The following is a 14827-nucleotide window of genomic DNA, read 5'->3' on the forward strand; positions in this document are numbered from 1 at the left end:
GAAGGGCCTAAGAAAGAAAGAGTGCCTCCGGCGGCTCAAGGGTGTGACACCCTTGAGAATCCCCAGGATTTTCGGGGCGGAAGCCGCCCCGAAAATAGGGGGTGGGTGGGCGGGGTCTTCTGTCTTATATCTTTGTCTTTCGTACATGCCCAACAGGGATTCTCACCGCCCATTACACAGCGCCAACCCCCCAAAAAAAATCTTCCCATCAACACGGACGGGAGCCGTCAGGGGTGACGACAGTTCCATAAAAGGGCACCCGGTCTGTGCGCACGCAGGATTGTTAAGGACGGTAGTCCTTAACCCGCCGGAGGCTCTCTTTATCTCTTAGCCCCGTCGTTTTTTTCAGGCCAAGCGGCCTACGAATTCAAGTCGCCGGAGGCGAATCCTCTCCCGCGCTCGCTCCCCTCTTCACCTCCGCCACCGGCACATGATGATGAACATTGCGGGCGCATTGCGCTCCTGTTGAAGTTGTCATAGAACCGAGGGAAGTGGCTGAATCGGCATATGATTGTGGCGCCCAAGCGGGCACGAAGCGGAGGCGAAATGTCGGAGCGTTGGGACAGGGAAGCTGTTGCGAGCTACGAGGAGTGGTTTGAGACTGCGGAGGGGGCGTTTGCCTTTTCGCAGGAGCGCCGCCTTGTGGAGCGTTTGGTTTCTGCGTGGCCGCGCCGTGGGCAGCGCCTGCTTGATGTTGGGTGCGGTCCGGGTATGTTGCTGAAGTCGATGTGGGAGTCTGGCTTTGATGTGACGGGGCTGGACGCTGCGCCAGAGATGCTTGGCGCGGCGCGTCGGCGCATGGGCGCGCGTGCGGCGTACCATGTTGGTCAGGCGGACCATATGCCGTTTGACGACAACGAATTTGAATTTTCTGTGGTGATGAACGTGCTGGAGTTTTGCGAGGACCCGGAGGCGGTGCTTCGCGAGGCCGCGCGGGTAACGCGCCACGGCATGATTGTGTGCTATTTGAATAAATGGAGCCTGTATTGGCTGCTGGTTGGCCGTCCGGGGCGCAATGGGCGTGGCGGGCGGCTTGCGCGGGCGCGCTGGTTCTCGCCGCTGGATATGCGCCGGATGCTAGGGACTGCCCTTGGCGTGGTGCCGGAGGAGGCGGGATCCGTGTTGCCGGGGCCGCCGAAAACGTGGCGTGGGCGGCGGCCGTGGACGGTGCTGAACAGGCTGGTGTACCCGCATGGTGTTGGCGCATTTTGCGCTGTGCGGCTGGATTTTACCGGCGGCAAACCGCTTACGCCGCTGATGGCCTTTAGCGCGCGCCCGTGCGGAACGACGTAGGGCGCGGGTCACTTCTGCTTCTCCCGGCGGGCCGGGAGCTTCCGAAATAGAATTGGCGAGGTTGCGTAGTGCATTGGCGGCGCCGTGCAGGGCGCACTCTGCGCGGGGCGAATGCGGCGCGCGGCGGGCGTCTTGCGGTGCGTTTGCGTACGCTGACGCTTTTGACATTTCACGGCGTATGGACTACTGCCTATCGGCTTAGCCCGCGCGCATCCAAGGGGTGCGCCGAGTCCCTTCAAATCCTGAACGAATCGACGTTAGAGCAATGAGCAAGATTCAAAAAATCAAGGGCGTAGCAGACCTCTTCTCGCCCGAGAGCGACAAGTTCGCCTTCATGGAGCGGACCGCGCGCGAGGTCTTCTCGCGTTACGGTTACCGCGAGGTACGCATCCCCATCATGGAAAAGACGGAGCTTTTTGCCCGTTCCATCGGTGAGGAGACGGACGTGGTCCAGAAGGAAATGTACACCTTCCCGGACCGCAAGGGCCGTTCCCTGACGCTGCGCCCGGAGGCCACCGCAGGACTGATGCGGGCCTACATTGAGAACAAGCTCCACGCCTCGCAGGCTGTGTCGAAGCTGTTCACCTTTGGCCCCATGTTCCGCTACGAGCGCCCGCAGAAGGGCCGCATGCGTCAGTTCCACCAGTTGGATGTGGAGATGATTGGCGCAAGCGAGCCGCAGGCGGACGCCGAGCTTCTGCTGATGCTCAATGCGTTTTTGCGCACGCTGGGCCTGAGGAAGCTGTCCTTTGAAATCAATTCGCTGGGCTGTCATGACTGCCGCCCTGCGCACCGCGAGGCTTTGAAGGAGTTCTTCAGCCACGTGAACAAGGAGGAACTCTGTGACGACTGCCGTCGTCGCGTCGATACCAATCCTCTGCGTGTGCTGGACTGCAAGGTCGAGCGGTGCCGCGAACTGACCCAGGGCGCTCCTGAAATCACGGACCACCTGTGCGATTCGTGCCGCAGCGACTTTGAAGAGATCAAGGGCATCCTTAACGCCATGGACGTTGAGTATACGCACAATCCGCGCCTGGTGCGCGGCCTTGACTACTACGTGGGGCTGACGTTTGAGGTGACATCCTCGGACATTGGTTCGCAGACCGCTGTTGCTGGTGGTGGCCGCTATAATGGCCTGATCAAGCAGCTGGGCGGTCCGGACCTGCCTGCCACGGGCTTTGGCATCGGCATGGAGCGCCTTGCGCTGCTGCTGGGCGATATGCAGACCGAGGGGCAGGACTTCTACGTAGCAGTTCTGGATGAAAACGGGTCCACTCCCGCACTGACGCTGGCGCAGACGCTGCGCGCCGCTGGTCTGTCCGGCGAAGCCGGATTCACCAAGGGCAGCATGAAGAGCCGCCTGCGCGCCGCGAACAAGTCCGGCGCGCGCTGGTGCCTGCTGCTTGGCACGGACGAGCTGGCCGCCGGTGAAGTGACGGTGAAGGACCTTGAGGGCGGCGAGCAGGAGCGCGTGGCGCTGGCTGACGTGTGCGCCCACCTTGCCGCGAAAAAATAATCGCGCCGTAGTACACTGACAACGCTGCGCCGGATGCTCCGGCGCAAGATTTTCTTATAAGGGTAGGTAATTTTCATGAGCGAGTCCTCTGATATTCAGATGGAGCATCAGCAATACATCCAGCCGCTGGGCGACTGGGTGCGCACCCACTCCTGCTGCGAACTCACCGCGGCGAATGTGGGCGACGAAGTCCTGCTTATGGGCTGGGCGCAGTTCCGCCGCGACCACGGCGGCCTTATCTTCATCGATATGCGCGACCGCGAAGGCCTGACGCAGGTCGTCTTCTCCCCCGAGGAGAACGAAGAGGCCCACAAAACCGCGCACATCTTGCGCACTGAATATGTCCTTGCCATCAAGGGCCGTGTCCGCCTGCGCCCCGAGGGTATGGCCAACTCCAATCTGCACACCGGCGAAATTGAAGTTGTGGTGTCGGACTGGAAGCTGCTGAACACGTGCCGCACTACGCCCTTTGGCATTGAGGACCGTGTGGAGGCGACGGAGAATCTGCGCCTCAAGTACCGTTACCTCGACCTGCGCCGCCCGCGTCTGGCCAAGAATTTCATCATCCGCCACAAGGCCATGCAGAGCGTGCGCCGCTATCTGGACGAGCTGAACTTCCTCGACATTGAGACGCCCATCCTGACCAAGAGCACGCCCGAGGGCGCGCGCGACTTCCTCGTGCCCAGCCGTGTGAACCAGGGCCAGTTCTATGCGTTGCCGCAGTCTCCCCAGCTGTTCAAGCAGCTGCTGATGGTGGCAGGCATGGAGCGCTACTACCAGATTGTGCGCTGCTTCCGTGACGAAGACCTGCGCGCCGACCGCCAGCCCGAGTTCACGCAGATTGACTGCGAGATGAGCTTTGTGGACCACGAGCAGGTTATGGCGATGGGCGAAGGCATGGCCCGCCGCATGTTCAAGGACGTGCTGGACGTGGACCTGCCCGAGGCCTTCCCGCGTATGACCTACGCCGAGGCCATGGACAAGTACGGCGTGGACAAGCCGGACACCCGCTTTGAGCTGCTGCTCACCGACGTCACCGACGTTGTGAAGGGTTCCGAGTTCCGCCTGTTCGCCACGGCGGAGCTGGTCAAGGCCATGACCGTCAAGGGCGGCGCCACCATGAGCCGTAAGGAAATCGACGACCACACCGAGTTCGTGAAGATTTACGGCGCCAAGGGTCTGGCGTGGATTAAGGTGAAGGAAGACGATTGGCAGTCCCCCATTGCCAAGTTCCTGTCCGACGACGAGCGCAAGGGCCTCACTGAGGCGCTTGGCCTTGAGCCGGGCGATATTGTGTTCTTCCAGGCCGGTCCTGCGGACATGGTCAACGCGGCGCTGGGCAACCTGCGCCTGCGTATTGGCGAGCAGATGGGCCTTATCGACGAGAAAGCCATCAACGCCCTGTGGGTGACGGATTTCCCCCTGCTGGAATGGGACGACGAGTCCAAGCGCTACGTGGCGCTGCACCATCCCTTCACGGCCCCGCATCCGGACGATATTGAGCTTTTGAAGACCGATCCCGGCAAGGTGCGCTCCAACGCCTACGACATGGTCATCAACGGCCATGAGGTTGGCGGCGGCTCCATCCGCATCCACTCCAGTGAAGTGCAGGCCAGCATGTTTGAGGCCCTCGGCATTGGCGAAGAGGAAGCGCAGGAGAAGTTCGGCTTCCTGCTTGAGGCGCTTGAATATGGCGCTCCGCCGCACGGAGGCATTGCCTTTGGTCTGGACAGACTTATTATGATTCTGACGGGCGCAAAGTCCATCAGAGAGGTCATCGCCTTCCCCAAGACCCAGAGGGGGACGTGCCTGATGACCGAAGCCCCCAGCACCGTTGCCACCGCGCAGTTGCGCGAGCTTGGCATCAAGCTGCGGGAGAAACCCAGCAACTAGCCGGAACCGCTTCCGCCGCCACGTGCGGCGGAAGCGTTACCCCATCCCGGGCGTCCGGCACGTCGGGACACAGCTATGAAAAGAGAAATCGTCACGTATCCGGAACCGGTCCTTGCCGAAAAGGCGGCCGAGATTACCGAGATTACGCCAGAAATCCGTGCCCTTGCCGAAGACATGGCCGAAACCATGTACGAAGGCGACGGCATTGGCCTTGCTGCGCCGCAGGTGGGCGAAAGCTGCCGCCTTGTGGTGGTGGATATCACCGGCCCCAACGACCGCAGCGACCTGCGCATCCTCGTGAATCCGTGCATCACCTCCCGCGAGGGCGAGGTGGAGTCCGAAGAGGGCTGCCTGAGTGTTGTCGGACTGCGTGGCAAGGTCACGCGTGCGGAAAACATCACTGTGGACGCCACCGACCTTGAGGGCAACCCTGTCCACATCGAGGCCGACGGCCTGCTGGCCATCTGCCTGCAGCACGAAATCGACCACCTCGACGGCGTGCTGTTCATCGACCATTTAAGCCGCCTCAAGCGGTCCTTGTACGACAAGAAAGTGAAAAAATGGGTTCGACAGAAAAAACGCCACTCCGCATAGTTTTCATGGGCACGCCCGATTTTGCCCGCACGTCCCTGGAGCATCTTGCCGGATGGGACGGCGGTGAGATTGTGGGCGTGTACACCCAGCCCGACCGCCCCTGTGGCCGGGGACAGGTCTGCAAGCCCTCCGCGGTGAAGCAGCTAGCTCTTGAGAAGGGATGGGACGTCTATCAGCCTGTCAACTTCAAGGACCCCGCCGCCATTGACGAACTGGCCGCCCTGCGTCCGGACGTCCTCGTGGTTGCCGCCTATGGCCTTATCCTGCCGCAGGCCGTGCTGGACATTGCTCCGCATGGCGCGGTGAACGTGCACTCCTCCCTGCTGCCCAAGTACCGCGGCGCCGCACCCATCCAGCGCGCTATTTTACATGGCGACGATGTAACCGGCGTGACCATCATGCAGATGGACAAGGGCATGGACACAGGCGACATCCTGAAGGCGCGCGCCCTTGCCATTGGCAAGGACGACACCGCGGAAATTCTGCATGACGAGCTGGCCGAACTTGGCGGCAAACTGCTGGTGGAAACACTGGACGCCATGGTTGCCGGAACGCTGCGCCGTATCAAGCAGGATGAGGACAAGGCCACCTACGCGGCCAAGCTGTCCAAGAGCGAGGGCCAGCTGGACTGGACCCGCCCCGCGCAAGAGGTGCATAACCGCGCCCGCGCCATGCATCCGTGGCCGGGGGCGTACTTCTTTTGGTGCGCGCCAGACCGTGACAAGCCCCTGCGCATTGCCCTGACTCCCGGCGAAGTTGGCCCCTCCCTAGAGGAATACGGCAACCCCGAACCGGGAACCATCATCGGCGATGTTGACGGCAAGCTCGCCATTGCCTGCGCTGACAAGGTGTACCTTGCCGCTGCGGTGAAGCCCGCCGGCAAGAAGTGCATGACGGCCGAAGGCTTCTGCTGCGGCTACTTGAACCGCTGCGCGGAGTAGGCTCCGGAGCTTGACTTTTGCCGGGCCTGTTGGTGGTATGTCAGTGAATTCATGCCACTAGCACGGTACAAGCCCCAGGGGCGCAGGGAGAGGAATGACCCACCAGCAGAACGACCTGACGGATTTCGACGCGACGGACCGAGAGGTCAGCCGAGAGCGCAAGCGGCTGTTCATCGGTCTTATTTCTTTGGCCTCCGTGCTTGTGAGCGCTGTGCTGCTTTTGCTGTGGTACGTGCCTTATGTGGGGCTGACCTCCATCCATCCCATTATGCCGTGGCTTATGGGCGCGGTTGTGGCCGTTGCCGTTGCCGGCGTGCTGTGGGCTGGACTGGGCCTTGTGCTGAATATTCTTGTGGGCCGCAGTCTGCCGTATACGCGGCGTCTTCACGGCCTGACCATCAAGCTGTTTTTGCCGCTTATGGTGCTGCTGGGCAAAGCCCTTGGCATTTCCAAGCGGCGCGTGCGTTCCTCGTTCATTAAGGTGAATAATGAGCTGGTGCGGAACGAGGCCTCGCGCTACGAGGCCGACGACATTTTGCTCCTTTTGCCCCACTGCCTGCAGAACAGCCGCTGCGACATGCGGCTGACCTATGACATGAACAACTGCAAGCGGTGCGGCAAATGCCCCATCAAAGACCTTCTTGAACTTTCCGAGCGGTATGGCGTGCATATGGCAATTGCCACCGGCGGGACCATTGCGCGGCGCATCGTGGTGCAGACGCGGCCGAAACTCATCTTGGCCGTCGCCTGTGAACGCGACCTCGCCAGCGGCATTCAGGACACCTACCCCATCCCTACCTACGGTGTCATGAACGAGCGCCCCCACGGGCCGTGCCTGGATACGCAGGTCTCCACCGCGCTGGTGGAGAAGGCGCTCCAGCGCTTTATGGTGTCGCCCCCCGAACCTTCACCCACGCTGAAGCCTCTTTCCACCACGGCCGAGGCGGGTGCGTAACCCATCATGACCAAAAAACGAAAATATCGACCTCAATTGCCGCCAGCACGACTGGCGGCAATCGACGCTCTGACGGCGTGTCTTGATCAGGGCATTGACATTCAGGCGGCCCTTGATGCCGCCATCACCTCCCTCAGGGACGCAGGCGGCATTGACACCCGCGACACCGCGCTGGCGACGGAATTGGCCTATGGCTATCTGCGCTTGCGGCTGCGCCTTGATTTTATCCTCGACTCCCACCTCAAGTCCCCCGGAAAAACGCCCCGGCGCATGCGCCTCGCCCTTGGTGTGGCCGCGTTCGAGATTCTTATGCTCGACCGCGTTCCTGCGTATGCTTCCGTGGACTGGTGCGTGACGCATGTGAAAAAGGACATCACGCCCAAGCTGTCCGGCGTTGCCAACGCCGTGCTGCGCGCCGTGAGCCGCCTTGGAGCCGAGGCGACCTCCCATGACTACTACCGGCAGGACAAGCCGGACCGGGATACCTTCCTCAGCCGCTACTACTCCTGCCCCAAGTGGCTGGTGAAGCTGTGGCGCAAGGCCTACGGCGAACGCAAGGCCATTGCCCTGCTGTCGGCGTCGGTGAAGGCTCCGGCCCTTGGCCTGCGGTTTGATTTTTCCTCCCCTGCCTCGCGGGCGGCGCATGAGCAGCTTTCGGCGCAGGAGGATTGCCTCGCCACCATGGGCACTGGCCTTGCCATGCGCGCGCCCACGCCCGAGGCTCTGAGCGCCGAGCGCGACGGCTTTGCCGTGCGCCAGAGCGCCGCAGGGCAGGAGGCCATGCTGGCCCTTGGCGCCAAGGATTGGCCCCGTCCCGTGTGGGACGCCTGTTGTGGCCGGGGCGGCAAGACGCTCTTTCTGCACAGCCTTGGGGGCGGCCCCATCGTGGCCAGCGACCCAAGCCCTGCCCGTCTGCGTGGCCTCAGCGCCCTGCTTGAGGGCAAGGACATTGACGACGTGACCGTGGCGCAGGCGCGCGCGGACGAACCCGCGCCCTTTGCCGAGCCTTTCCCCGTGGTGCTGGTGGACGCACCGTGTTCCGGCCTTGGCGTGCTGTCGCGCCGTCCGGATGCCAAGTACCGCCGCACGCGCAAGGACCTTGCGGAGCTTGCCGCGCTTCAGACCAGCATCCTCGACAACGCATGGCAGGCTGTCGCCCCCGGCGGCATGTTGGCCTATGTGACCTGCACCATGACTCCGCAGGAGAATGAGCAGCAGGTGGAGGGCTTCCTGCGTCGCACCAAGGACGCCGCCCTGATGACGCGCTTCCGTACGCCGGAGGACACTCCCCTTGGCGAGTTCTTCTTTGGCGCGACCTTCCGCAAAATGTAGCGCCGCGCGTTTCCTCGCGCTTTTTCGCGCCGCCCGCCTCGTTGAGGTGGGCGGCGCTTTGTGTTTGGGCGCCCTGCTCCCCCGGCCGAATTGGCCGACCCATCAAGAGCGATATGTACACCCCGAAGGGGGGAGCACGCCTGCTCCGGAACATGGGAAACAGCTTCTGGCGGAAGAGGCTTGGCACCTCAGCCCCCGCGCATCCGCCGGGCGGGTGTTTCGCGTGAAACGGCGGGGCGAATTGGGGCTTGGCCCAGAGCGGCCAAGGGGCAGCAAGGCCTTTGCCCCCTTGCCCTCAGGCCCCGGCCGCAGTAAGGATTGTCCCTCGGCGCAGTGCGCCGGGGAGAGAGAATGGCAGCAGACGTCCGCGAATATATTCAGGCCCTCAAGGATTCCAAACAGCTTGGCCAGCTTGTGGTCCACCATCAGGTTGTGGAGGGACGCCCCGCCGTCACGGCGGCGTGCCGTCGCCCATGGCCCGTCACCGTGGAGCGCCTGCTTGCGTGGCGCGGCATCACGCAACTGTATTCCCATCAGGCCCGCGCCATGGACATCCTGCGCAGTGGGCGCAGTATGGTTGCCGCCACCCCAACGGCCAGCGGCAAGACCCTCATCTACAACCTGCCCGTCATTGAGCAGGTGCTGTCCAATCCCGACAGCCGCGCGCTGTATCTTTTCCCCCTCAAGGCCCTCGCGCAGGACCAGCTCAAGGGCTTTAACGAGCTTGTGGCCCCATGGCCCGGCGATGACCGCCCCGAAGCCCGTATCTACGACGGCGACACCACCCAGTGGTTCCGCAAGAAGATTCGCGACAATCCGCCCCACGTGCTCATGACCAACCCGGAGATGCTCCACCTGTCCATGCTGCCCTACCATGAGCGGTGGGCCGCATTCTGGGCGGGGCTGACCCATGTGGTGGTGGATGAGGTGCACACCTATCGCGGCGTGCTTGGCTCGCACATGGCGCAGGTCTTCCGCCGGATGCGGCGCGTGTGCGCGCGGTATGGGGCAAACCCGTCCTTTGCGTTTTTGTCCGCCACGGTGGGGAATCCCGGCCAGTTGACGCATGATCTCACCGGGCTGGACGTTGAGACCGTCACCGAGTCTGGCGCGCCGCAGGGTTCGCGGCATTTTGTGTTTGTGAATCCGGCCCTGACCATGGCCGAGAGCCCCTCGCAGGTGGCTATTCAGCTGCTCAAGGCCGCTCTCGCACGCGGCATGCGGACCATTGTCTACTGCCAGTCGCGTAAGATGACGGAGCTTATCTCCATGTGGGCCTCCCAGCGTGCGGGGCGCTACAGGGACCGCATCAGCGCCTACCGCGCGGGTTTTCTGCCCGAGGAGCGGCGCGACATTGAGGAGCGCATGGCCTCCGGCGAGCTGTTGGCCGTGGTGTCCACCAGCGCGCTGGAACTGGGCATCGACATCGGCAATCTGGACCTGTGCATTTTGGTGGGTTACCCCGGCACCATCATGAGCACCCTGCAGCGCGGGGGGCGCGTTGGCCGTGCGCAGCAGAAATCCGCCGTGGCCCTCGTGGCGGGCGAGGACCAGTTGGATCAGTATTTCATGAAGAATCCGCGCGACTTCTTTGCGCGCCCGCCCGAGAATGCGGTGCTGAATCCCGTGAATCCCGTCATCGTGGAAAAGCACCTTGTGTGCGCGTCTGCGGAGTTGCCCCTGTCGCCGGGTGAGCCGTGGCTTGCCGAACCGGGCATGGCCGAGCAGGTTGCGCGCCTTGAGGCCGAGGGCAAGCTGCTGCGCAGTGCGGATGGCCATGATATTTACTCCCACCGCAAGCGCCCGCACCGCGAAATCAGCCTGCGCGGCTCCAGCCGGACGTTCCAGATCGTCACGGGGCACGATTCCCTTGAGAAAGCGGGCGGCGAGGGGCAGGTCAGCATTGGTGACATCGACGAGCACCGCGCCTTTACGGAGACCTACACCGGCGCGGTGTATCTGCACCGCGGGCGCTCCTATGTGGTGGACAAGCTGGATGTGGAGGGCGGCGCCGTGCACGTGCGCCCGGCCAAAGTGGACTACTACACCCGCGTGCGCAGCGAGAAGACCACGGAAATTTTATCCACCACAGGCGTACGTGCGGCCTACGGCTGCCGGGTGTTTGTGGGACGCCTGCGCGTGACCCAGACCGTGAAAGGCTACGAAAAGCGGCGCATTCGCGGCAGCAAGCTTATGACCGTTGTCCCGCTGGACCTGCCGCCCCTCACCTTTGAGACCGACGGCCTGTGGATAGAAATCCCGCGCGAGATTCAGCGCAAGGCCGAGGACGAGTATCTGCACTTTATGGGCGGCATTCACGCCGTGGAGCACGCCGCCATCGGTATTTTGCCGCTGCTCGTCATGACGGACCGGAACGACCTTGGCGGCATTTCCACCCCCTATCATCAGCAAGTCGGCGGCGCGGCTGTGTTCGTCTACGACGGCGTGCCCGGCGGCGTCGGGCTGACGCGGCAGGCCTTTGACACTGCCGAGGAACTTATCGAACGCACCCTTTCCGTCATCGCAGACTGCGAGTGCGAACTCGGTTGTCCCTCTTGCGTGCACTCCCCCAAGTGCGGCTCCGGCAATCGCCCCATCGACAAAGCCGCATCTCTATATATTCTGCGCGCCATCAAGAGCGCCCCACGTCCCCAGAATCTGACGCTGGAGGATGTGCCGGGCGCTGATGACAAAACGTCTTCGGAGCGTAATACAATGAAGCCTACAGGCGACAATCACACTCCCCCGTCCCCTTCTCCATCCGTGACGGCATCCGATGAGCCGGCAGCATCCGTCACCACGTCCTCCGCTTCCGCCGCCGAACAGGGCAACGGACGCTACGCCGTGCTCGACCTCGAAACCCAGCGCTCCGCGCAGGAGGTCGGCGGGTGGGGCAAAGCGTACCGTATGGGGGTCTCCTGCGTGTGCGTGTACGATTCCGCCGCCGACGAGACGTTGTCCTATCTGGAGGACGACATCCCCCAGCTTATTGACGACCTGCAAGGGTACGACTTTGTCGTGGGCTTCAACATCAAGCGCTTCGACTACACCGTACTCACGGGCTACACGGATTTTGACTTCCGCACGCTGACGACAATCGACTTGCTGGAACACGTGCATCGCCGCCTCGGCTATCGCCTGTCCCTCGACCATCTGGCGCAAGCGACCCTTGGCGCACAAAAATCCGCCGACGGCCTGCAAGCCCTCAAGTGGTGGAAGGAAGGACGCATCGACGACATCGTCGCCTACTGCAAGCAGGACGTCGCCGTCACACGCGACCTCTACCGCTACGGCGCCGAGCACGGGTATCTGCTCTTCCGCAATAAAGCGAAAAGAGACGTCCGCCTGCCCGTGGATTGGTCGGTGTTGCCGGGGTAGGTACGGGAAGAGAAAGAGTGCCTCCGGCGGCTCAAGGGTGTGACACCCTTGAGAATCCCCAGGATTTTCGGGGCGGAAGCCGCCCCGAAAATAGGGGTGGGTGGGTTCTTCTGCCTTTCGTCTTTCGAACAGCCCAACAGGGATTCTCACCGCCCATCACACCGCGCCGCCCCCCCAAAAAAAAATATCTTCCAATCCATACGGACGAGAGCCGTCAGGGGTGACGACCGCCGCATCCGCTCGCACCCGGCCTGTGCGCACATGGGATTCCTAAGGGCCCACGGCCCTTAGGCCTGCGGAGCAAAAAATCTTCATCCCCCTCGCCTCCCCCACCCCCCCCCTGCGCGTCCTCTCCCATTTCAAGCCCTGTTGCTTCCTGCTATGCTGAACCAAACGCACGAAGTCGGCGCGCTGTACTGCGCGGCGCACATGGTGATGCATATGGAGGACTTATGCAGATAGGTATGGTTGGCCTTGGCCGCATGGGCATGAACATGGCGCGGCGGCTGCTTGGCGGCGGGCACGCTGTGGTGGCGTATAACCGCACGCCCCAGCGGGTGGATGACATCCGCGCAGAGGGGGCGGCGGGGGCGTATACCCTTGAGGAGTTGGTGGAGCAGCTGGAGCGCCCACGCGTGGTGTGGATTATGCTGCCTGCGGGGCAGACTGTGGATGACCATATTGATGTGCTGATTCCGCTGCTGGACGCGGAGGACATCATCGTGGACGGCGGCAACTCGCGCTACCATGATGACATCCGGCGGGCGGCGAATCTGGCCGGGCATGGCCTGCGGTATGTGGATGCAGGGGTAAGCGGCGGCATCTGGGGGTTGGAGGTTGGCTATTGCACGATGCTTGGCGGCAATGCCGGTGATGTGGAGCACCTGACGCCGCTGCTGGAAACTCTTGCGCCGAAGGATGGCTATTTGCACTGCGGCGGACACGGCGCGGGGCACTTCGTGAAGATGATCCATAACGGCATAGAGTATGGCATGATGCAGGCGTATGCCGAGGGCTTTGCGCTGCTGGAGGCCTCGCGCTATGGCGGGGAGATGGATTTTTCGCGCGTTGCCGGGCTGTGGAATCAGGGGAGCGTTATCCGCTCGTGGCTTCTGGAGTTGGCGGAGTCGGCCTTTGCCGGTGACGCACGCCTTGAGGATGTGGCCGCGTTTGTGGAGGATTCGGGCGAAGGGCGCTGGACTGTGGCCGAGGCTGTGGACGCGGCGGTTCCTGCGCCGGTGCTGACGCTGGCGCTTATGGAGCGCTTCCGCTCGCGGCAGGAGAATTCGTTTGCGGACCGGCTTCTTGCGGCGCTCCGCGCTGAGTTTGGCGGGCACGCGGTAAAACGTCCGAACAAGGAGTAGTGCTGTGGACAGTGTTTCGTCGTCTGCACTGGGGCGTGCGTTTGCGCCGTCGGCGTTGACGCATGGCGAGTGTGCGCGGGGTGGCGCACCGGCGCCGTGTTCGCTTGTCATCTTTGGCGCGTCTGGGGATTTGACGGCGCGGAAGTTGTTTCCGGCGCTCTTTCGGCTCTTGCGCGGTGGCCTGCTGGACCCGCGAAGCACGGTGGTGGGTGTGGCGCGCTCCGGCATGGATGATGACATGTTCCGCCGCCGTATGAAGCAGGCCCTGCAGGACGCAGATATTTTTGAAGAAGACCTGTGGGGGCAGTGCGCGCAGAACCTGCACTACCACCAGCTACATTATGATAGCCCCAAGGAATACGCCGCGCTGGCCAAGCGCCTTGGCCAGTGGGAGGCGGAGCGTGGGGACGGCGGCAATCGCCTGTTTTATTTGGCAACGCCGCCTGCGGTGTATGGCACGATTGCGGAGCACCTTGGCCGGAGCGGCCTCGCCCGCGAAACAGAAGAGGCGTACGCGCGGCTGGTGGTGGAAAAGCCCTTTGGGCATGACCTGCCAAGCGCCCGCGCGCTGGATGCCACCCTGCACGAGGCCTTTGCCGAGCATCAGATTTTTCGCATAGACCACTACCTTGCCAAGGAAACCGTGCAGAATATTCTGCTGTTTCGCTTTGGGAATGCGGTGTTCGAGCCGATTTGGAACCGGCGGTATATCGCGTCCATTACCTGCGCGTCGTCGGAGAAAATCGGCGTGGAGCACCGCGCGGGATATTATGAGCACGCGGGCGTGCTGCGCGATATGTTCCAGAACCATATGATGCAGATTTTGTCCCTTGTGGCCATTGAGCCGCCCGCGCTCTTTGAGGCGGACCGGGTGCGCGATGAAAAGGTGAAGGTGTACCGGGCACTGCGCCCCTTTGCGCCGGAGCGGCTGCGGGAGCACTTGGTGCTGGGGCAGTACGCGCGGGGTGTGGTGGATGGGCGGGAGGTGCCCGCCTACCGCGAGGAGCGCGGCGTCTCCGGCTCATCCATAACGCCGACCTTTGCCATGCTCACGGCGTATGTGGACAACTGGCGCTGGCAGGGCGTGCCGTTTCACATCATGTCCGGCAAGCGGCTGCAGGAAAAGCTGACGCGCATTGTCATTACCTTCCGCGATGTGCCGCATTCCATGTTCCGCGATGTGGCGCAGGGGGATATGGCGCCCAATCGGCTGGTGGTGGATGTTGCGCCGGATAACGCCATCTCCCTCCAATTTCAGGCCAAGGTGCCGGGAGCGCAGCTGTGCTTTCGGCCTGTGACCATGCGCTATGACTTTTCCGCCGAGGCCTCGGGAACGGGACTGGATGCGTATGAAAAGGTGGTGCTGGACTGCATGCTGGGGGACCAGATGCTGTTTTGGCGGCAGGATGGCGTGGAGGCGTGCTGGGGCTACCTGACGCCAATTCTTGATTTGTGCGAAGCCTGCGGTGACGCGGAGGAGCACCTGCACCCCTACCCTGCTGGTTCGTGGGGGCCTCAGGCCAGCCTTAAGACGGTGCGGACGTTGTTTTAGGGCGCTTTT

At 62.8% G+C, this 14827-nt stretch carries 10 protein-coding genes; all 10 read left to right on the forward strand.

The annotated features are described in order from the left end of the window. Positions 1–546: 546 nt before the first annotated feature. The gene (locus ACI3L3_RS05440) at positions 547–1293 is read left to right on the forward strand and encodes a class I SAM-dependent methyltransferase (protein ID WP_404844073.1); all 747 of its coding nucleotides are present in this window, start codon (positions 547–549) and stop codon (positions 1291–1293) included. Between the two features lie 265 nt (positions 1294–1558). Beyond that, positions 1559–2809: a histidine--tRNA ligase gene (hisS, locus tag ACI3L3_RS05445; protein ID WP_404844074.1), complete on the forward strand. Its 1251-nt coding sequence runs from the start codon at positions 1559–1561 to the stop codon at positions 2807–2809. 75 nt (positions 2810–2884) lie between these two features. Continuing rightward, positions 2885–4702, forward strand: coding sequence for an aspartate--tRNA ligase (aspS, locus tag ACI3L3_RS05450; protein ID WP_404844075.1), 1818 nt, complete (start codon positions 2885–2887; stop codon positions 4700–4702). A 75-nt stretch (positions 4703–4777) separates the two neighbouring features. After that, entirely contained in the window at positions 4778–5296 is a 519-nt protein-coding gene (gene def, locus ACI3L3_RS05455; protein WP_404844076.1) for a peptide deformylase, read from the forward strand. Beyond that, the gene (gene fmt / locus ACI3L3_RS05460; RefSeq protein WP_404844077.1) at positions 5263–6237 is read left to right on the forward strand and encodes a methionyl-tRNA formyltransferase; all 975 of its coding nucleotides are present in this window, start codon (positions 5263–5265) and stop codon (positions 6235–6237) included. The genes def and fmt overlap by 34 nt, the downstream gene beginning before the upstream one ends. A 94-nt stretch (positions 6238–6331) precedes the next feature. After that, entirely contained in the window at positions 6332–7192 is an 861-nt protein-coding gene (locus tag ACI3L3_RS05465) for a DUF116 domain-containing protein (protein WP_404844078.1), read from the forward strand. Between the two features lie 6 nt (positions 7193–7198). After that, a complete protein-coding gene (locus tag ACI3L3_RS05470) occupies positions 7199–8524 on the forward strand; it encodes an RsmB/NOP family class I SAM-dependent RNA methyltransferase (protein WP_404844079.1) in 1326 nt (441 codons plus the stop codon). 351 nt (positions 8525–8875) lie between these two features. Further along, positions 8876–11902 carry a DEAD/DEAH box helicase gene (locus ACI3L3_RS05475; protein WP_404844080.1) on the forward strand — a complete coding sequence of 1009 codons (3027 nt, stop codon included), beginning with the start codon at positions 8876–8878 and terminating at the stop codon, positions 11900–11902. 452 nt (positions 11903–12354) lie between these two features. Then, on the forward strand, positions 12355–13266 hold the full coding sequence (gene gnd / locus ACI3L3_RS05480) for a phosphogluconate dehydrogenase (NAD(+)-dependent, decarboxylating) (protein ID WP_404844081.1): 912 nt from the start codon (positions 12355–12357) through the stop codon (positions 13264–13266). Between the two features lie 4 nt (positions 13267–13270). Next, the gene (gene zwf / locus ACI3L3_RS05485; protein WP_404844082.1) at positions 13271–14818 is read left to right on the forward strand and encodes a glucose-6-phosphate dehydrogenase; all 1548 of its coding nucleotides are present in this window, start codon (positions 13271–13273) and stop codon (positions 14816–14818) included. Positions 14819–14827: the final 9 nt, after the last annotated feature.

Origin of the sequence: Desulfobaculum sp. SPO524, from assembly GCF_044987625.1 — a bacterium.
Classification (GTDB): domain Bacteria; phylum Desulfobacterota; class Desulfovibrionia; order Desulfovibrionales; family Desulfovibrionaceae; genus Desulfobaculum.